At 59.1% G+C, this 19,094-nt stretch carries 21 protein-coding genes and 1 tRNA gene; 14 read left to right on the forward strand and 8 right to left on the reverse strand.

Annotated elements, in window-relative coordinates; all coding sequences use genetic code 11:
• Positions 1 to 615: 615 nt before the first annotated feature.
• Positions 616 to 690: transfer RNA gene (locus tag ACUCV3_RS21340), tRNA-Gln, on the reverse strand.
• A 167-nt stretch (positions 691 to 857) separates the two neighbouring features.
• On the opposite strand from ACUCV3_RS21340, the gene ACUCV3_RS21345 reads away from it, so the two are divergent.
• The 3 genes from ACUCV3_RS21345 to ACUCV3_RS21355 all read left to right on the forward strand — a co-directional run bounded on the left by ACUCV3_RS21345 (position 858) and on the right by ACUCV3_RS21355 (position 2,602).
• On the forward strand, positions 858 to 1,367 hold the full coding sequence (locus ACUCV3_RS21345) for a MarR family winged helix-turn-helix transcriptional regulator (protein ID WP_279728856.1): 510 nt from the start codon (positions 858 to 860) through the stop codon (positions 1,365 to 1,367).
• A 169-nt stretch (positions 1,368 to 1,536) separates the two neighbouring features.
• Complete coding sequence (locus ACUCV3_RS21350) at positions 1,537 to 1,860, forward strand: hypothetical protein (RefSeq protein WP_010338154.1); 324 nt, start codon at positions 1,537 to 1,539, stop codon at positions 1,858 to 1,860.
• Between the two features lie 301 nt (positions 1,861 to 2,161).
• Positions 2,162 to 2,602, forward strand: coding sequence for a hypothetical protein (locus ACUCV3_RS21355; protein WP_279727458.1), 441 nt, complete (start codon positions 2,162 to 2,164; stop codon positions 2,600 to 2,602).
• 931 nt (positions 2,603 to 3,533) lie between these two features.
• Here the strand turns inward: ACUCV3_RS21355 and ACUCV3_RS21360 are convergent.
• A complete protein-coding gene (locus ACUCV3_RS21360) occupies positions 3,534 to 4,247 on the reverse strand; it encodes a hypothetical protein (RefSeq protein ID WP_159365489.1) in 714 nt (237 codons plus the stop codon).
• A gap of 403 nt (positions 4,248 to 4,650) precedes the next feature.
• Between ACUCV3_RS21360 and ACUCV3_RS21365 the strand changes: the two genes are divergently transcribed.
• The 3 genes from ACUCV3_RS21365 (at position 4,651) to ACUCV3_RS21375 (ending at position 6,955) form a co-directional block, all read left to right on the forward strand.
• Positions 4,651 to 5,385 (forward strand): hypothetical protein, encoded by a 735-nt coding sequence (locus ACUCV3_RS21365; RefSeq protein ID WP_159365490.1) that lies wholly within the window; start codon positions 4,651 to 4,653, stop codon positions 5,383 to 5,385.
• On the forward strand, positions 5,316 to 5,939 hold the full coding sequence (locus ACUCV3_RS21370; RefSeq protein ID WP_159365491.1) for a S41 family peptidase: 624 nt from the start codon (positions 5,316 to 5,318) through the stop codon (positions 5,937 to 5,939). Before ACUCV3_RS21365 ends, ACUCV3_RS21370 begins: the two co-directional genes overlap by 70 nt.
• A 107-nt stretch (positions 5,940 to 6,046) precedes the next feature.
• Positions 6,047 to 6,955, forward strand: a complete 909-nt coding sequence (locus ACUCV3_RS21375) for a DUF2268 domain-containing putative Zn-dependent protease (RefSeq protein WP_159365492.1) — start codon at positions 6,047 to 6,049, stop codon at positions 6,953 to 6,955.
• Between the two features lie 66 nt (positions 6,956 to 7,021).
• Here ACUCV3_RS21375 and ACUCV3_RS21380 read toward each other — a convergent pair whose 3' ends face one another.
• The 3 genes from ACUCV3_RS21380 to traA all read right to left on the reverse strand — a co-directional run bounded on the left by ACUCV3_RS21380 (position 7,022) and on the right by traA (position 12,188).
• Positions 7,022 to 8,089: an aspartyl protease family protein gene (locus ACUCV3_RS21380; RefSeq protein WP_159365493.1), complete on the reverse strand. Its 1,068-nt coding sequence runs from the start codon at positions 8,087 to 8,089 to the stop codon at positions 7,022 to 7,024.
• Between the two features lie 299 nt (positions 8,090 to 8,388).
• The gene (locus ACUCV3_RS21385; protein WP_159365494.1) at positions 8,389 to 9,144 is read right to left on the reverse strand and encodes a DUF6118 family protein; all 756 of its coding nucleotides are present in this window, start codon (positions 9,142 to 9,144) and stop codon (positions 8,389 to 8,391) included.
• Between the two features lie 17 nt (positions 9,145 to 9,161).
• Entirely contained in the window at positions 9,162 to 12,188 is a 3,027-nt protein-coding gene (gene traA, locus ACUCV3_RS21390; protein WP_159365495.1) for a Ti-type conjugative transfer relaxase TraA, read from the reverse strand.
• Positions 12,189 to 12,360: 172 nt separating this feature from the next.
• On the opposite strand from traA, the gene ACUCV3_RS21395 reads away from it, so the two are divergent.
• The 7 genes from ACUCV3_RS21395 to ACUCV3_RS21425 all read left to right on the forward strand — a co-directional run bounded on the left by ACUCV3_RS21395 (position 12,361) and on the right by ACUCV3_RS21425 (position 15,083).
• Entirely contained in the window at positions 12,361 to 12,666 is a 306-nt protein-coding gene (locus ACUCV3_RS21395; protein ID WP_159365496.1) for a conjugal transfer protein TraD, read from the forward strand.
• Between the two features lie 22 nt (positions 12,667 to 12,688).
• Positions 12,689 to 12,922, forward strand: coding sequence for a conjugal transfer protein TraD (locus tag ACUCV3_RS21400; RefSeq protein ID WP_159365497.1), 234 nt, complete (start codon positions 12,689 to 12,691; stop codon positions 12,920 to 12,922).
• A gap of 39 nt (positions 12,923 to 12,961) precedes the next feature.
• Positions 12,962 to 13,525, forward strand: a complete 564-nt coding sequence (locus ACUCV3_RS21405; RefSeq protein ID WP_159365498.1) for a hypothetical protein — start codon at positions 12,962 to 12,964, stop codon at positions 13,523 to 13,525.
• A gap of 161 nt (positions 13,526 to 13,686) precedes the next feature.
• Positions 13,687 to 14,253 carry a hypothetical protein gene (locus ACUCV3_RS21410; RefSeq protein ID WP_159365499.1) on the forward strand — a complete coding sequence of 189 codons (567 nt, stop codon included), beginning with the start codon at positions 13,687 to 13,689 and terminating at the stop codon, positions 14,251 to 14,253.
• Between the two features lie 31 nt (positions 14,254 to 14,284).
• Positions 14,285 to 14,449 (forward strand): DUF6771 family protein, encoded by a 165-nt coding sequence (locus tag ACUCV3_RS21415; RefSeq protein ID WP_201450248.1) that lies wholly within the window; start codon positions 14,285 to 14,287, stop codon positions 14,447 to 14,449.
• A gap of 29 nt (positions 14,450 to 14,478) precedes the next feature.
• The gene (locus tag ACUCV3_RS21420; protein ID WP_159365500.1) at positions 14,479 to 14,814 is read left to right on the forward strand and encodes a hypothetical protein; all 336 of its coding nucleotides are present in this window, start codon (positions 14,479 to 14,481) and stop codon (positions 14,812 to 14,814) included.
• A gap of 14 nt (positions 14,815 to 14,828) precedes the next feature.
• On the forward strand, positions 14,829 to 15,083 hold the full coding sequence (locus ACUCV3_RS21425; RefSeq protein WP_159365501.1) for a DUF6429 family protein: 255 nt from the start codon (positions 14,829 to 14,831) through the stop codon (positions 15,081 to 15,083).
• 84 nt (positions 15,084 to 15,167) lie between these two features.
• Here the strand turns inward: ACUCV3_RS21425 and ACUCV3_RS21430 are convergent, their stop codons facing one another.
• A complete protein-coding gene (locus ACUCV3_RS21430) occupies positions 15,168 to 15,755 on the reverse strand; it encodes a sigma factor-like helix-turn-helix DNA-binding protein (protein WP_159365502.1) in 588 nt (195 codons plus the stop codon).
• 57 nt (positions 15,756 to 15,812) lie between these two features.
• Positions 15,813 to 16,445 (reverse strand): hypothetical protein, encoded by a 633-nt coding sequence (locus ACUCV3_RS21435; RefSeq protein ID WP_201450249.1) that lies wholly within the window; start codon positions 16,443 to 16,445, stop codon positions 15,813 to 15,815.
• Between the two features lie 435 nt (positions 16,446 to 16,880).
• Here ACUCV3_RS21435 and ACUCV3_RS21440 point away from each other — a divergent pair, with 435 nt between their 5' ends.
• Entirely contained in the window at positions 16,881 to 17,456 is a 576-nt protein-coding gene (locus ACUCV3_RS21440) for a hypothetical protein (protein ID WP_159365503.1), read from the forward strand.
• A 192-nt stretch (positions 17,457 to 17,648) separates the two neighbouring features.
• Here the strand turns inward: ACUCV3_RS21440 and ACUCV3_RS21445 are convergent.
• Positions 17,649 to 19,094: chromosome partitioning protein ParB (locus ACUCV3_RS21445; protein ID WP_482241124.1), on the reverse strand; the 1,446-nt coding region annotated here is incomplete at its 5' end.

A 19,094-nucleotide genomic window follows, 5' to 3' on the forward strand; every position in this document is an offset into this window, starting at 1 on the left:
TCGACCGCCGCCTCGCACCGCGCGGCGCCCCGATCCTGCCCCGAAACTAGCATGGCGGCGCGGGATGGCAGGGGCGATAAAGTCCGATTTGCGATTAGAAGGTATTACCGCTTCGGGAGAGTGCCCGCCCGTATTGTCTTCGCACGGCCTTGCAGGTTTCCGTCAAAATTCGACCATCGCAGCCATCTTCTCGGCTGATCGTCAGCCCATATCCGCGTCGAACCAGTCTCTGGCCAATCTCGAACCCAGCGTCGGCGCTTGCAGCCGAAACATTCGGCTATCGCGCACCGCGACAGCCCGCCATCAACCGCCGCGACAACCCGAAAACGAAGTGCCTCCGAAATCGACCTTGTCATGCCAGGCTGGCCTCCTCGTCCAGCTAGCCTGTTGAATCGGATTTCCAGGCCCAAGGGAATCCTCAACGATCCTGTCAGATCGGATGAAGCGCTAGAACGCCTCAATCAGTGCAGTCCGCGGCGCGCCCGCGCATACCCCATTTGCCAAGTCGGCTCTCAAACACCGACAAATAGCAATGGCGAGATTGCGCCATTTGGCAGGGCAATTGGCAACGTATCGCGAACGAAACGAAATAAATTAAATTATTTCAATGCATTATGGCTGGGGCGGCAGGATTCGAACCTGCGCATGGCGGCATCAAAAGCCGCTGCCTTACCGCTTGGCGACGCCCCAGCAATGCGCCGATCCAAGTCAGCGCGGGACCGCCATATAGCGGCTGATGCACGAAAGAAAAGCCCTCCTGACGATGGACTTCGCCTTTCCCTTTCCTTCCCGCCCAACCCATCTTAGGGATCAACGCCACACCCCCTCCCCTCCCCTCCAGCCGGAAACCCGCGCCGATGTCCGTCCAAGCCCCCTCGCCCAGCCAGATCGCACCGGCCTCGCCGCTGTTCCTGCGCGAGGACGAGATACGGCGCGGCATCGAGATGCTCTATTTCGGCTATTTCGCGCTCACCCGCTCGATCGACGAGGGGCTGGCGGCGCAGGGCCTGGGCCGCGCCCATCACCGCGCCCTTTATTTCATCTCGCGCCAGCCTGACCTGACGGTGAAGGATCTGTTGCGCCTGCTGGCGATCACCAAGCAATCGCTCGGCCGGGTGCTCAATGACCTGATCGAGCGCGGCTATATCGAGACCCGGCCCGGCAGCAGCGACCGACGGCAGAAACTGCTGCGCCTCAGCCCCGCCGGCCGCGCGCTGGAGGCCGAGCTTTTCCGCGCGCTGCGCGAAAAGATGGCGGCCGCCTATGCCCAGGCCGGACAGGGTTCCGTCACCGGTTTCTGGCGGGTGATGGAGGGTCTGATCCCCGATGCCGACCGGTCGATGGTGTTCGGCCTCAGCGGCGGCTGATCGCGAAACCACGCAACCTTATGGCCGCTGCCGCGCTTTTAGGAGCGTCGTGCGGAAAAGCGGGAACCGGTTTTCCGCTTAAAACGGCGCGACAACAAGAGATTAGGCAGCGCCGCGTCAGATATGATGCGGCGCTGCCCAAGCCTTGCCAACGCAATGAGGAGACATCATGCGCGCACCCCTTCTGGCCATCACGGCCCTGTCCGCCCTGGGCCTGAGCCTGTCCGCCTGCTCGGAAAAGGCATCGGACAATCTGGAAAATGCCGGCTCCGCGATCGGCAATGACGTCAGCAACGCCGTCGACGATGCCGGCGCCAAGATCGACAACGGCCTCGACCGCGCGGGCGCCGCGATCGACAATGGCGCGGACCGGATCGGCGCCGCGACCGACCGGGCGGCCGACGACGCCAAGCGCGAGGGCAAGGAAGCCAAGCAGGATGTCGGCGCCTCGCTGGAGCAGGCCGGCAAGGACCTGCGCAACGACAGCCATTGAGACGTGCCGGGCCTCCCCATGGGGAGGCCCGGCCTCAGGCCGCGAGGCTATATCCGGGCGGCCTGGACGCGACTGGGCGTTGCCATTTCCATCTTCGTCATGCCGGCCCCTTCGACAGGCTCAGGCCCGGCTTGATCCGGGGTCGCTTCAGCGCTCCCTATCTGGCGTAGTGCAGAATGAATCCTGACTTTCGTCAGGATGACGCCTGTGGGGAGTGTCGGATTTCGACCATTTGTAGTCATAAAACCAGATTTTCGGCTTCGCCGATTGCGGACATTCCTGTCAGGTGCATAATGCCAATATGACTTCTGTGCGTCCAAATCTGATAGCTATGCTTGAACGGGTTGCTGACGGCGGAGACGTTACTGCGCATGAACTCGATAAAGCGATACCCAACCCGCTAGTCCTTGATGAGCGGGAAAAGGCTGCATGGGAGGAACTCAGTCACTGGGCCGATGACGATGACATCCGCGCCAAGAATACCAAATATGCCGCATCCAAGCGCGAATGGATGCGAGGACATCTATCGACATTGCGAGATATTGACTGGCATCCACAGCCACCATCATCTCATCAGCGGATCAAGGTAGGCATTTGGCTTGCTTTGTTTCTGTTTAGTGGAGCAAGCTATCAACTCGGCTGGGGTATCTTCGGCGGATATGACAAGCAGGTGTCTGTTGCGCTGTTGTTTATCGGGCTTTGGATAATGCTGCCCATGCTTGGTTCACTCAAACGACACTGACGCTCGCTGAGCGGTCATGTCGGCAAATTATCCCACGCTTCCCCATAACGGACTGTCCGCAACCCACCCAACTCCGTCACCCCAGCGAAGGCTGGGGTCTTAGGCGGCAGCAGAAGGAGGCCAGCCGTCTAGCGCTATCCGTTTATGTCGCGTTCGCCTGCCTGAGATGCCAGCCTTCGCAGGAACACCTATGTCGTAACTTTCTTCGGACAGAAATATGAAATGAAGGAATGGCTATGGCCGATTGAGGCAGGTCGGGTTTCAGCTAACCAGCGTGCTATAGCTGACGGTGCTTTTTCAGAACTGGCGATCGGTCGCGGGTGGAAGGATGGGAACGACGAGCGGCGAACAAAAAGGGCGGCAACCTTTCGGTGCCGCCGTCTCGTCGTTTCCATGGTGTTTCGAACAAGCCCGACGGCGAATCTATCTCGATTGGCGTCCCGACTAGAGGCAGGAAGCCTTCATGTGAAATAATTAATGAAGTCCAATGCAGAAAATATATCCAAAAAGAAATTTTTTACTTCAAAATCATTAATATTGATATTGTAGTTCTCCAGAACTACGTACAGTAATTTCTAGTACAGGTGGCTGCGCAGATGTTTAAATTATGGACAGCATTCGCAATGCAAACTGTATTTGTTTGCGGATTTGCATTGCAGTATGTTACCGAAATATTGTATTGCTGGCTGCATCCCTGAGTGCAACTCAGCAAATCAGGATTGTTATTGCATTCGCCTTGAGTTTTCTTGGAAAGGCTTTTAATTAGCTCCGCTTCCTTTCCGGGCGGAATGAGCAACTGCGCCGGCTCTAAGCGGGCCTCCTGAGCTCTCAAGTGGACTGCGCCGGCGCCTAACATAGAGCCACTGATGAGGGGGAGTAGAAGCGCATAAACTAGCTTTTTCATAAAACTTCCCTGTTTAATTCGATAGAATTATTTACGAAAATTCGTTACCGCTTGATTTTCCACGACTGCTTGATCAGAATCAATAGAATGAAGATACACCGTTCTTTCTGGCGTATTTCGTTTAAACCGCTTTAATTCTTTTGCTTGCTTTTCAGTAAGCTGAATACGAATATACCCCCGATCAATTAAGCATTGATCAAGAGATTTTTGTAACTGCCCTCTTACATCGGAAGATGTCATGGCGACAAACTTCCCTCCGAAATTTGCGCTACGTCTAGCTATGTCATTTTCGCTATTGGTCACTGAAATATCTTCGACCACCTTAAGTGCGCTGGTTTCGGGGCCAGACAACTGCTGAACGACGGAAATTAATTGTGCAGAGCTAAGCGCATCCAGTACCTTGAGGGTTTCGGCCTCGATATAAACAGGCGTTTCTTTCGATGTGTCCGCACATTCGCGCGAGTCGGCAACGAATTGCTGCAAAGAAACGCCCGATTTTGCCCAAGACTCGACGGCTTCCGGCTTAGCAGAGGCGCACTGGCTCCAAGCTAACAGCCCAAGAATAGGCATCAGGTGCATATGTCGCGACATATCAGTCTCCAGATGCACGCCTCGCCCCCGTTTGCGAGGGAGAGAAATTTCTGTCGTTACCGCGAGATAATAGCAGAGTTTTTCTGGCTTGTCACCGCGACCAGTGCCAAGAGCAGCAAATGCGCAGGCGTGCCGGATACGGCGATGCATAGGTGCTCGAACTGATCACCGCGCATCTCTCAGGCCGTCAGAGAATGTCGCTCTTCCGCGCAAACGAATGGCGGCTCTGGGGCTCGCTATTCGCCGGTTTGGATGGCGGCATTGGGCGCGTTGTTGCCAGGCAGCTTTGCGACTTAGGAATGACGAGTCCGCGCGCAAGACATTCAGCGATCTATATGGGTAGGGTCACTTTCTTCCAGGCCGGACGATCTCCCGCGCTACTAATTAGAGGGGGCATTGTGTTCTTTAACAAGGAAGCTCCAAGAACCGTCGGTAAATAGCCACATTCCATCCCACGTTTTGAGTGGGCTCCCGTGGCATGGTTCGGAACGGGGACGTAACTGGGCCTTTTCAGCGGCCAGCGCTGCTTGTCCTTGCGACGTGACCCATTCTGTTGAATGACGGCGAAATGGGAATTTATCGCCTGATAGCTGTGCTGACGCTGCTACTGACCTCGGAGGCCAACGCGCAATCGACAGATGTTGCGCCGCCGTCATTCGATGCATCAGCAGCATGGCTGTCCTTCGAAAAATTGCTGCATGAGAATTACGGCTATTTTAATCGACCGGGAATCGATGGAGATGCAATCCTTGCCACTTTCGCGGAAAAGGCCAAGGCGGCATGCTCCGACAAAGAATTCATCGACACGCTTCAGCTGATATCCCACAACTTTGCCGATCCGCATTTCATCGTCGGACCATTCGACGCTGATGACTGGGCAATCATCCCAACCTCGTCCGATCTCTTCGGCATCTACGATGGAGCATCCTTTCGAATAGATGAGGTGCGGGGCGGCGGTGACGCAACAACCAAAGGCGTTCGATCCGGCATGATGTTACTACGGATCGATGACCAGCCGCCTCGCATTGCCATTGAGGAAATAACAGGCCGCGCTTTCTCGGAACTAAGCCCTGCGCAAATTGGCTTCGCTTTCAATGTTGCTCTTGCGGGCCATCGGCGGAGACCACGAAAGCTGGATGTTCTGGACGGCGACAAGCAGCGCTCATCGCGCTGGCCGCCACGTCCGACCAAGCGAACCGCATTGCCGACGGACAGCTTTTGGAAGTCGAGCGCCGGGGCGAGCTTGGCATCATCCGGATCAACAATTCGCTTGGTGAGCAAAAGCTGATTGCTGAGTTCGCGAACGCCCTGGCTTCGCTCACGGATACGAAAACCCTGCTGATTGACCTTCGAAACACTCCAAGTGGCGGCAACACGAGCGTAGCACGGGGCATCATGGGGCATTTCATCGACCATGATAGACCGTATCAAATGCACGTAATTCCGTATGAAACCCGCGTCCTCGGACCGGCACGTAAATTCATCGAATTCGTCGAGCCATTCGGCGCGCGCTATCCCGGCAAGGTGTATGTGGCAGGCGGGCGCTGGACCGGTAGCATGGGTGAAGGATTGATGATCGGCTTCGATGCGATCGGCGCGACGACGATAGGCAGCGATCTTGCTCACCTCCTTGGCGCGTTGAGCAATGAAACGATAGAAGGCTCGTCTGCTAAAGTGGACCTTGGGACGGAGCAGCTTTTCACGGTCAACGGCCTTCCCCGTGAAGCATATCATCCGCAAATCGCCCTCGAACGGGTTGAGGTAGATGATCAAAGCGATCCCGTGATCAGCGCAATCCAGCGCCAGCCTGACGCCCCCGGCCCTTTGACGGGCGGCGCGTGATAAGCCGATACTCTCCATCTATCGTGCTTATCTCGACTGGATCAGCAATCTTTCAATGACGGATCACAAAGCTTCTGACTTACAGGCATGAACCAGAGGAATCGAAAATGTGCGGGAAATCGGTGATCGGCGCCGTATTGATGATGACCACTGCTGCGGCGCCTGCGGATATCCAGCGGACCGTCGAGGTTCGCACGTCGGATGTTGCGACTTTCTACAGGATCTATGATGCTGCCAACGGCAAGCCTTCCGCCGATTTGCTTCAGCGGGAATACATCGATGAGGGAACAGACGGCGTCCGCCAGTTTGTTCCTTACCGCATTATCTCAGGCGAAGCCCTTGCCAAGGAAGTCGGCAACAACGGATCGACATACAGGCAAGCCCGATCCTGTATGGAAGCCCTGCCTGCCGTTAAGGTGAAACTTCAAGGCGCATTTCAGCGGCTTGCGGACCTCGACCCTCAGGCGACATTCCCTCCCGTCACCATTCTTGTAGGCCGGAATAACAGCGGGGGGACGACCGGGAAGTCAGGCGTCCTGATCGGGCTGGAAGTAGCTTGCCGCTCGTCCTGGCTGCAACCTGACCTGGCAGACAGGCTGTACCACCTAATCGCCCATGAATATGGCCACGTTGAGCAGTCAGTTGCGCTTGAGGAGGATAGTGACAACACTACCGTTCTCAAGCAATCGCTCATCGAAGGGGTCGCTGAACTGGTAGCCGAATTGATATCGGGACAAGTGAGCAACATTCATCTGCAAACATGGACGGAAGGCCATTCCAACGACATCGGGCAGCGTTTCCTGGCTGAGGCTGACAATACCGATATTTCAGACTGGCTTTATAGCGGCGTGGGGACACCCGAAAAGCCCGGAGATTTGGGGTATTGGGTGGGATACAGGATCGCGAAAGCCTATTACGATAAAGCCACTGACAAACGTGTTGCGCTCAGGAATTTGCTTGACCTTGAAGACCCTAAAGCGATCCTGGGAGACAGTGGATGGCAACCGGGATCGTAACGCGATCATCAAAGTTCTTGGCGGACGGCGGCAATCATCTGATTTCTGCGACTATCGCACAATGCATCAGCGTTCCGGTGTTGGTGCGCCTGCATCCGGAATGGTGCTTTCCACGGAAGGCCTCGCGGACGCCGATACGCTGACGTCTGCATCGGGAGGAAACAGAACCAACCTCTGCTTTGGCATGTCGAGAACAGTCGTCGTCGCCCCCAAGACGGACAACCCCAGGAATCCATCGTGTCTGATGCGGTCATAGCCCGCTCTGCTAGCAATAGGCATGTTCGGCACCACCATTCCCGCGATCTCGAAATCGCCCGTGCCGATCTCGCCGCCGATATTCAAGCCATCCGCCCGTGTCGAATTGGTCGCCCTGCCAGTCCGGGATGCCGGAGGAATTACCTGCTGCCATACAGAGTCACGGAGAACGACCGTACCAGTACTGCCATAGTCGATCTTGAGATTGACCGGCTTTCCATTGATCGTGGCCTTGATGACAAAGCCAGCCTCGAAAGGAATAGCCTTTGGTGCAAGTTTGGGGAGAAGCGCTTTTGCACCCTGGGCATCAACCGGTTTGCCATCGGTTTTTATAAAGCTCTTCACCTCGACGCTTCCCGGTAGGCCCAGTGCAATCCATCCTTTCGACGGGTTGACTATGACAATGAAGGCTTTGAGGGCTTCAGCACCCAGAAGGCCAGCCACTGGCGTACCTAGCGCTCGCGATATTGCTCCCAGGTCTGCAGCCACAAACTGTCCTTCAACGGTCAGAGCATCGCCGATTGTGATCGAAGCCCGCGTCAGCTTTGTCGGCATCACCGATAAGCCGGTTTGCAACCCCATTCGGCTTTCGGTGAGTTCCATCCCATTGTTTTGAGCCAAAGTGGTATCAATCAAGCTCGCATCAGCGCCGTTGTCGAATAGCAAGTTGACCTGCTTGCCTGCAATTGTGGCTGGCAGAAGGATAGCTCCCTTCACCCGCATGATCGGAATCATTGCAACGCTTTTTGGGAATCGAATGTGCATCGTGCGCTTGATGGGCTCAACCGCATTCGGTGCGGTATTGGGAACGACCGTTGCCGCCAGTCCTGCTGCAGGGGTAGCAAGAAGTAGAGAACACGTAACCGCAAGACGGATCATTCGACATGCTCCTGTTAGCCGTTTCATGATCGGGAAGTGTCAGGCCGGGGTCAAGGCGCCGAGCGCGCACGTTCCTTACGTATGATCACATGAATCACCGCCACGGTTAGGTCGTCACAGTTCCAGCCTCGTCACGAGAGGGCTGCACGAAGACCTGTCGATTTGCCCGGATGCACGAAAATCCTGGAAATGTGGTGCTTCCATCCCCCTCAGCGCATAGCGAAGCTGATCGGCCGCGCAGTCCCCATATAGCGCCGTGGCGGCCGGTCGGGGTCGCGGCCTATCGGTAAGCGCTCCGCTCAAGATGGCTGACGCCCTATCCTGATCGTGCAGCGCACCGGCTCCTTGGCCTTTTGGGCCGCCCTCTCGCACGCGGCTATGACATCGCGATTCTCACGCGCCATGTCGGCGGCGTCAACGATCGTCTGCCAGCCGTCCGGGTTCCCCGCGCGCATCAGACGGATGCCCGCTTCCCATAGCGACGGCTCCCCCATCGTGCGCGCTGCGACCCGTTCAGGCCAGTGCCAGCCACTGGGTGCAAGGCTGGCCGCCCATCCCGGATAGAATAGCCATAGAAGCGAGACGGCCAGTGCCGTGCCCAGTCCGGTATAGCCCATGTGCCAGCGCTGCTGAACCTTGGTGCGGATCGCACCGATTGCCCGCATTTGGTCGGCATGGGCCTCGCGCAGCAGCGCCTGCCCCTGTTTGATGGACGCCTTGTCCGTTTCCCGCGCCGCTTCCGCTGACGACATCATCCGTTCCGCCATGCTCTCGGGGGTCATGTTAAGCGCTTCGGACTGCGAAAGCGGCTTCATGTGCTTGGCAATGTCGGCCAAGGCGGCGTTGATCCTGGCGAGCGTGGGATTGTAGTCGGGAACCTCGATGCTCTGCTTCTCGACGGCGATATGCTCAAGGGCGCGGGCGAATACGGCCAGACGTCCGTCTATACGTTGCTCCATGGCCTCCACGCGCGCCGCCAGGTGCGCGAACGCCTCCGCCGCCGTGCCGGTCGGCGGCTGGGGTTCCGGCCCGTTCAACAGGGATTGGTCGTCCATATGCTGTTCTCCTTGTTCTAGCGTTCCATGCCGCGGCTCATGTCGCGGCCATGATCGAAGGGGATGGAGGCGGCGAGGTCGCGGCCGATGCTGCGGCCCATGTCCTGACCGATCTCAAGGCCAAGCTCCCGGCTGCGCAGCCCAAGCACCGATTCAAGCTGGGCGTCGCGCTCAAGGCTTTTCGCCATGTCGGCCATGTGCTGCGCTGTGGTTTTCGCGGCCCGGAAATTGCCGTCGCGCACAAGCTCCTGATGCTGGCGCTGCAACTGCTGCCAGCCCTCCACGAACCTGTCGGCTCGGCTGTAAGGATCGATGCGGATCGCCGCCTCCGCCTGCATTGCGCGCAAGGCCTCATGGCCGCGCCCCTCCGCTGCCTCGCGGATTAGTTCGGGGCCATTGCGGAACGCGCTGTTCAAATCGGTGGAGCCTTCGGGCCGGATCGCGTCGAGCGCGTCGCGTGCCTTATCCAGTGCCTCGCGCTGGTGGGGCATGGGGTCGATGCCCTGCGCGCGGGTCTGCCGGATCGCGTCCATCGCCTTGGCGTAGCGCTCGACCGCGCCGCGCAAGCCGCCCGCGCGCATCGGCTGCCGGTCGTGGTCGCGCTGCTGCTGGCGTGCGGGATCGTGAACGGGTGCGGAAACGAAACGGCCAAGATCGAGGCCGTCGAACATGCCGCGCTCGGGTGCGGGCGTGGGCAATGCCGCGCGATCCTGACCGGGCAGCGAGAGGCGCAGCCCGTCGAAGATCCCGCGCGCCTTCTCCGCGATCGGCCTGACGATTTCCGCGACGCGCTCGCCAAAGCTGAAACCGCGTCGCTCGGCAAATTCCTTAGCCGGATCGCGCCGCTCGTAATCGCTCGCCATGTCCTTGGCCCGCTCGCGGGACAGGGTGCGGACAAGGCGGGAATCATCCTTGAAATCATCCCGCCCATAGTGAAAGTCCACGCCTTCCCGATGGCGGGTGAGGACGACATAGGTTCCGTGCCTGTCCATCCCCGGCGTGGCGAGCGCGTGTGTGCGATCGACGCTGACCGCCTGCGTCTTGTGGATCGTGGCGGCATAGCCATGGTCAAGGTCGCGATAGTCCTTGAGATCGAAAGCGACGGAACGCCCGTCATCGGTCCGCACGGTCATGCTCTGCTCACTGACGCGCTCGATGGTTCCGAGCGTGCCGTTCTTGACCTCAAGGCTGCGTTCGTTGCGCCGAAACATGACGCGATCCCCGGATGCGAAATCCCGGTCGCCGTTCGCGGTTTTCACGCGCGCATCGTCGCCCAGCTCGCCCGCGTCGCGCCGCCGATCGCGCGCCATCTCGTTGAGCGTGCGCACCTCGTCATTGGTGTGGGTGAAGATCATCCGCGTCTTGCCGGGTTCGGTCTGCCGTGCTTCGTCCCAACGATCGATCAAGTCCGCGCGCGCCTGTTCGCGTGTGTCGGCCGCGTGGACCATGCCGTGATCGGCATAGGCCCGGATCGCTTCGCCGGTCCTGCCGGTCGCCAGATGGCGGGTTGCGTCCTTTTGCCAGTCCTCATACTGGCGGCGGATTTCGGTGATCTCGACGCCGCCATGCCGTTCATGGATCGCGCGGAACGCCGCGCCCGCCTCGATCGCCTGCAACTGCTCGGCGTCACCGACCAGTACCACCTTTGCCCCCGCCGCTTCGGCATGGGACAGGACGCGCTCCATCTGGCGCGTGCCGACCATGCCCGCCTCGTCGATCACCAGCACATCGCGGGCGGTGAGAAGATCGCGCCCGTTGGCCCAGCCATATTCCATGCTGGCAATGGTGCGCGAGGCGATGCCGGAACCGTTCTCCAGTCCCTCCGCCGCGATGCCAGACAGCGCCACGCCGCGCACCTCGAACCCTGACCGCTCCCACGCCTCCCGCGCCACGCCCAGCATCGCGCTCTTGCCGGTTCCGGCATAGCCCACGACGATGCTCAAATCCTGATCGCCGGTCACATGCTCGAACGCCCCGCGCTGCTCGCCGGACAGCAACAATCCGCGCTCTTCCGCGCTGACCAATGCCGCCTCGCGCGCCTTCTCGTCTGCGCGATGCCGTTCGCGCTCCGCCATCAATTCGGACGCGCGCTGCACCCGCTGCTCGGTGTCGATCATGTCGCGCGACGTAAAGCGATCATCGCCGCGCCCGTCCTTGCCCAGGGCGACAAGATCGGGCGAGGCGCGAACGGCGCTCATCGCCCGGTCATATTGGTCCTTGCCGTCGCTGTGCCTGTGGACAAACATCGCAAGGTCGCGTGTGGTGAATGTCGCCTGATGATGGGTGATCGCATTCAGCGCCACGGAAGGATCAGCGATGATCCGCTCGCCGTTGCGCTGGGCCACGGCACGGTGATCTTCGATCCGCTCGGACTCAAGACCGCGTGTCCCCATGCGCTGCGCGGCGGGGCCGATCTTATCTTGCGGCTCAAGGTCGATGCCCTGCGCTTCAAGGCTGCGGTGATCGATCCGCGCGTCGATGTCGAGTTCGGCAAGACGGGTGTTGACATGATCGGCCCAGCGCTCGCGCCACTGCTCCACTAACTCGGTGCGGTTCCAGTCGCGGACCTTCGCGCCGAACTCGTCTTCGCTCCCTTCGCGCCCGATTTCCCTCATCGTGAGCATGACGTGGGCGTGTGGCTTCGCCTGCTTGTCCGCGCCGATGTCCCAATGCACATTGAGGTCCGCGATCATGCCGCGATCGACAAACTCGGCGCGCACGAAATCCTGCGCGAGCGCGATGCCCTGCGCTTGGTTCATCTCGCGCGGGATGGCGAACTCGACTTCGCGCGCTAGCTGCGCATCCTTGCGCTTCTCGGTTGCCTCGACCTCGTTCCAGAGGGTCGCGCGATCTAAGAAGCGTTCGGGGGCACCTTCGGGCAGGAGGATTTCCGAATGGACGACGCCCGCCTTGTTCGTGAAGTCATGGTCGCGGTCGAGACGATCGTCGTGCAGGCGATCAGCCGCGCGATAGGCCGCCGCCGCGACGGCGCTGCGCCCTTGCGCGCGGCTAATGACCTGAACGGAGAAATGGTAGATCGCCATAACGATCATCCATTTACTATCTCAAGCGCACGTCGGCACGACGTATAAGCGCGCCCTTCTCGAAATTTTCTCGGACGGGACTAGGCGGTGTCAGGCTGTTCCGGCGACGCTACTGCGCGGCGGGTGAGATCATCTTATCATAGCGCCATCGTCACTCAATGGAGACTTTGCGATGCGCAAACCGCGTGATTTTGATTCGGAACTCAAAGCCCTTGCCGACAAGGCCAAGGCGCTCAAGGAACGGCGCGTGCGCCAGCTTGGAGAACTGGTGACGGCTTGCGAAGCCGATACGCTCGACGCCGATATACTGGCCGGGGCGCTATTGCACGCCACCACGGTGAAGGATGCTACCACCAAGGAGGGCTGGCGCCAGGCGGGCGCGGCCTTCTTTCTTGGGCGTGCGCGCAAGCCTGCAAGCGAACCTGAACCTGTCGGCCAAAGCGCTGCGGCAGGCACTGGTAATGCACAACAGGGCTGAGGCCAGCAGGGCGCGAGCCGACATGCGTGACTGGGCCGTAAAGCGCCGCGAACGCACCAAGCACCTGATCGAACTGGGTGGTCTCGTCATCAAAGCTGGGCTGGTCGATCTTATCGATGATGATCGCGCCACGCTCTACGGCGCGTTTCTTGACCTCGCGGACAGGCTGCGCGGTGACGAACGGGCGAGCGCACTGACGCTATGGAAGCGCAAGGGCAAACGCGTGTTCGAGGCGGAGCAAAAAACAAGAGAATGAGACTTTGCGGCGCAAGAATGCGATGCCATAAATATAGGCATGTCATGGATCGCCATAATTCTTATTCAAGTGGCCGGACTGCCGCCGCCCAGTTGCGAGGTGGACCGCGACGTCATGATCGCTCTGGATTCGCATGCCTTTGACCAGAACATGCACGGTGGATGGCGGGCAGTTGCAAGCAAGCCCGACTGTCAACTGGCTGCCGCTGACCTTATCAAGGATTATCGGATAGCCCACCCCGGACATGACACCATATTGTTCTGGCATGAAGGACAATTAAGAGCGGGGGCTGGGCAGACGGAAGAGGCGCTGTCGCTGTTTGAACTGTCTCGCCAGCAACCGAACCAATGGAATGTGGATACGGGCTGGAATGCCTATGTCGACGCCTCCATAGCTTTCCTGCGCCATGATGTCACAGAACTGAAAATGGCCCGCGACAGATTGGCAAATTTGCCGCCGCCTGCCCAGCAGCCCGACGCAACGCCCGAAGGAAAGAAAATCAAGGTTCGATCATGGCCGCCAAATCTGGATGTCGTGAATGGTCTGGTGTCCTGCTTCGATCAACCATACAGCATCGCCTACAGCCAATCATGTCGGCAATAAGTCCTGAACTGCGAGGCAAGAAACAGATTGTCGCTTTGGCCCTATGATAGCGTAAAGGACAACGGGCGTTTGCAACTGAGCAGATCGCCGAGCAGCCCGTTACGCCCGACCACGCGCAATAAGGCATCCCGTTCCCAGCGCGGGTCGGGATCGTTCTGCGCATGCTGATCGACCCCGCCTTTCCGATGGTCTTGCGCAATGATGCTGTGCGCGTCCATCGCAACGCCGTGCGACGGGATTTCACGGTCAGCAAGGACACCTACGATCTCTACGCGCTGGCGAGTCTGACCAAAGGCGAGGAAAAGCTTTGGGAGAAGTTTGCAACACTGGGACAAGGCAAGCCCCGATACAACCTGTTGCAGAAGTTGATAGCGCGCCAGCCTGCGCTTCGTTTGGGGTTGCTGCTGGACGATGTTGCCGATGGCATGCTGCTCGCCGGTGTTGCGGACCTGCGCACGCGCGAAGACGCATTGCTGGTGCTGGAATGGGTAGATAGCGGCTTCACAGCGCCATTACTGCCACCATCGGTTTCAAACGTGATCAGGCCAAAATTGAGGGCGCTACGGCGGCGGCGCTTTGGCTGGGTGGTACCGCCGCAAAGCGGGGGCAAGGATTATTGCGCTGCGGCTGAGGACGGAGTGGCCATGGAATATCCGCGTGTGTGGCTGTCGGAAGCCCAATTGGAACGCTATCGCGCCGATGCTGAATGGGCCGCGATTTTTCAATGACTCATGCCCCGCGCCTTTATAGGGACACTGTATGGACGAACCTACCAAGATGACCATATTGCGCGTTATTGAGCGCGCACCGCAATGGATTCGGCATGATCTTGAGGCAAAAGATTCGGGAGTCCGTGCCAGAGCAGAGGAGACGCTGGCGGCGATGATCGAAAATGCGCTCAATGGCGATCAATCGGGAGTTTGAGGCGCGGATTTGTGAGGAGCAACGAAAGCATGTGTCGCTGGACCGTTCAATCGCTTGCTACAGCCCTGGCGCTCATCTTCAGTCTACCCCTGTCCGCGTCGGCGGAGACGAACGCGCAAGTCCGGATTCACTGTGAGAATGGCCGCTATTTTCTCCTGGGCTTTGCGCCACGTCGAGCTACGGTCATCGCGGAAAAGCGCCGCTATGAAATGCGCCGCAAAGAATCTTCTCTTGGCCAATATTATCATAGCACCGAAGCAACGCTGATTATTGACGGCGATTTCGTCGCCTTCGTTCCCAGGGACGATTGGGATTGGCAAGGTTGCCGGATCGATCGACCACCCGAACCGTCAGCCAAGGATTGAGCTGGAGCGTCACCATGAACAAGGATATCGACACGAACCGGATCGACGAGGCGGTACTGGCGCTGCTGTTCCTGACACTACACGAGGAAGATCAGCTTTTCGGCACGGCCAGGTCTTGGAAGTCTTTCGATTGGAGCGCCCTCGACCGCCTGCATCAGCGAGGGTTGATCCTCGATCCGGTGGGCAAATCGAAATCCGTGGTCCTGACACGCAAAGGCCGACGGCGCAGCCAGGAACTGTTCGATCAGCTTTTCACGAAAAGCGGGTGAAAAGGGGGCGGAACGAGGCTTCGCCGGATGCAGTCCGTTGAGTGGCGAAGCCTCGTCCCGGCCGCTCCTATGGCTGAATGGCATTTATGCGCCATGAACCGATAGAGCGGGGGACCGGCACAGATTTCGCAGCCACGCCTCGAAAGGCATCGGGGCGTGCCCCTTTCGGTCGAATTGGCCGAACATTCGGCGATCTGCCATGCCCGATACAGACAGCAAGCGCGGGGCAATCTGCAATAGGGAAAGTCGGCCGCAGAAATAGGCCGCTTTATACAAGAGTCGCGTTGCGCGGGTCAGCTTCTTCGCAACAGTGCGGTCATCGTCGTCCAGTTTCTCCCCTATGGTCGGCGCTGCGACGCCAAGGGCGCCAATGCAGTCCTCGCAATAACGGCGATGACGCTTACGCAGGGCGGTTTCTGCCGGGCCGATTTGCGCCGCCCGCTGGCGTCGTGGTTGATCGCCATCGAGCATGGCAACGATCATGCTTAGCGCCTCGGCCACGCAGGCTATCACCGCGACCGGATCAATAGACAGATGTCGAGCAATTTCATCATAGGGAAGATCGTTGCTCTGATGCATTTGCAAGATCACGCGGGTCAGTACCGGCAAGCGCGCCACGGCATCCCGATAAGTTGCCTGCAAATTTGGATCGATATCACGCGATGCAGGCATGATCGGCCTCCCTCACGCGCACGGCGATCGACAGAGGATCGAGGCTGGTACTCAGCATCATGACCGCCCCCCTCGCGGGAAGCTGTGCCAGCCTTTGGGACGAGGATGCCCGGTCACGTCGTGAATGCGCTCCACTAGCGTCCGGACAAGAGGCGTGATCGAAGACGGGATGAAGCCGCCGGTATCGGGCCGATCTTCCTCCCAGTCATCATAATGATAGCCCCATTTCCAATAGGGGGAGAGAACCGTTGCCAGTCGCGCCATGTCGGGGCAGCCATGGCCGAGACCCGCCGCATTGGCGTAGGCCAGCGCCTTGGCGATGTCCTGCTTGATGTGGCGCGCATTCCACGCGTCGGTAAGGCCGATGTCGAGAAGATAGGCGCACAGGGCCTGTTGGAGGACAAAGCCTGCTCTATGCAATGCCTCGCTGGTAAATCGCGGTTCGGCAAAGAGAGGCGTTTCCAGCAACTGGCAGGAGCGTTCGGCATTGTGATAGCGAAAGCGGCTTATACTTCGTCCCTCTCTCGTTCTGGCAAGCTTCGCGGGCTCATCGTCATAGTGTCGATGGAGTGACACCAAGGCTTGGTGCCGTGGTGAGAGGGCGACCAGGGTGACGGCAGCGGTGGGGCCGGTGGCCATGGCACGCAACAGCGCGCGCCGTGATGTAGGAGCAGGCATATGCACCTCCATTCCGCATCCAAAGCGGATGAGGCGGAAGCGACGGGGCGGATGCGGTACAATCCCGAAACTCCCGCGCACTGGGCACGGGAGTCACCGGGGCTGCGAACATGATCCGAAGACATGCGCCGCCGTTTTTAGCCCGAAGACCTGGACATATACGACGGCACCCCGAAAACGATCTGTTTTCGAGGAAGGCTATTTCGGATCAGGATTCGCAGTCCCGGCGCTGCCCTGTGCGCAACGCGTGAGCAACCTATCAGAAAATGACCATGAAACAAAGAGTCGGCTGGCGCGATGGGTCATGGTCCGGCATCAAAGAGAGCCGATCGTCAATGCCAATTCTCGAACTATTTGCACCAGCGGAGGGAGGCCGATCACTCGAAAATGCTAGCCTTTAATGCAATCAGGTAGTTCAATTTCTTCGAATCGCAGGGGGAGGCCCAATTGATCCTGTTTGCCACTTTGCTAGCCGCCAGTGTCGCCATACCGGTTCAGGCAGAGGGGTTGGATGGAAACTGGGTCTCGGATTGCACCCCGATCGGCAAGGGCGTCCGACATGGGATCATCACCCGGATCGCCATCAAGGACGGGGCGATAGAAGCCAGTGCTCGATTATATGCCAAGAATGACTGTCAAACACCCACCCTGGAGGTGGACTATCATGGCACAGACCTCCAAACGCGCAAAAATGAAGACAGCATCTTGTTTCATCATACCGTCGCATCGATCACGCTGACCCCACTTTCTGAGGCAGTCGTAGCCCAGTATAATCTGGTTGATGGGGAGGTGCATGGCTGCGGATTAAAGGGGTGGGCGCTCAATGTGCCAAAATCTGTTGCGGGACGAACGTGCGATCCGTTCTACTTCGCACAGGAGCGAACAACGCTGTATGACGCAGCCTGGATCGCTGATGACGCCGTTCAGTTTGCAAGTCTGCCTATGATTTGGACCAACGCTGACGCGGGTCGGCGCACAAGTAAGCCGCTTCCCGTCCGTTATAACCGGGCAGCTTCTAAATGACTGCCGCGAGAGGTCTCCTACTGACCAAGTAGCAGGAGGCAGTGCAATATTCCGTTCGTCGCAAAACCGCTCCTCCGCCATTTTGGCGGAGGAGCGGTTTTCAAATCTGCTTTCATCATGCCCGTCCTTGATGGCACTTTCCGCCGAACGGTAGAAGCCCCGGAGGCGGTACCGCCTCCGGGTCATGCAAGGTCAGGCGGTTTGCGCCATCGGCTGATTCGCGCTTTCGTCCACGGTTTCTGCGGTATCGAGCAACGGGGCAAACTCGCTCCACCGCTCGGCGCTGCCAACGCCGCCCCGGTCGGTGTAGGTTGAGGGCGGAAAGGTCATCCAGCGCGGCACCCAGCCATCGACCTTCGCCCTCCCATTGATCTCGGCAAGGCAATCGCGCACGATCTGGCGCTGCACCTTGACGCTTTCCCCGGCATTGGCGCAGGCAATGGCATCGCCTGCCACCTCTGCGACGATGCGCCCGATGACTTCGCGATCGCGGATGCTGTCGAGCAGGGCATCGTCGGCTTGCCAGACAGTGGACATATTGACGTTGAGCAAGCTGCCTAGCAATTCGACCATCGTGCTCCCCGCCGCCAGCGTCTCTCCCATCACGATGGCGAGGATGGAAGAGACCGCCTCATCGGGCAGGCCCAACAGATGGAGAAACAGCCCCGGCAAACCATGATCGCCCGCATAGCCGCCCGTCACGGTCGGCGTCTCGGGATCGAAGCCCAATAGACCGAGAACCTCGCGCCGCTTGGCGTCGAAGATCGCTTCCGATGCGCTGCCTTCCACGCTCTCGGCAATAGCGTCATTGTTGGCGCGCTGCTTTTCCACGTCCACCCGCCACAAGGGCGAACCAACGATGGCATGGGCTACCATCAGGCGCAGCGCCATGGCGGGCTGCGACAGCAGGGAGGCCTGCACGGCGGCATGACGGTGCAAATCGATATAGTTCTGAATAGGCGCGCTGACCTCCGGGCGCACCGGCTTGGCAACCGTGTCGCCATTCTCGCGCTTGCGGGCCTCCTTGGTGGTCACATAGCCTTCATGAAAAGTGACTTCGCCGCGATGACTGATCGCCACATAGACGCGCCCGCCTTTCTTCTTCGGGCAGTGCTCATGCTCCCATGTGTGGAAATAGTTGCCACGCTCCATGATGACGACTTCCGGCCATCCCGCGTCGCGAAAGGCTTGCGCCCGTTCCTCAACCGCCGCCATTTGCGCCGTCCAGAAATCCGCAGCGCAACCAAAATAGTTGTCCTCGCCGAACAGGTCGGAGACGATCTCGCCCGGATAGGGCGCAAGATCGAACAGCGCGACCTTGGCGGAAATGGTAGTGCCGCCTAGCAACCATGCCTTGAGATTTTGGCCGGTGGGGGCGTGATCACTCTCGCTGTCGAGCAGCGTCAGCCATTCGCGCTGCCGTGCCTTGGTGGCAAGGGTCAGGTGCCGGACGGTCACGGCTTCGATGCTGCCCATCCGATAGAGATTGCGGATGCGGGGCAGGAGATTGCCCAGCGCGAGGGTTCGCTTCACCTGTAAAGCGGTCAGGCCGAAGGTCAGGGATATGTCCTCCACGCTGCGTCCTTCCCGAACAAGCCGAGTGAAGCTTTCGTGGCGGGTCATTTCATCGGGATCTAG

The organism is Sphingobium sp. VMM (genome assembly GCF_056790315.1).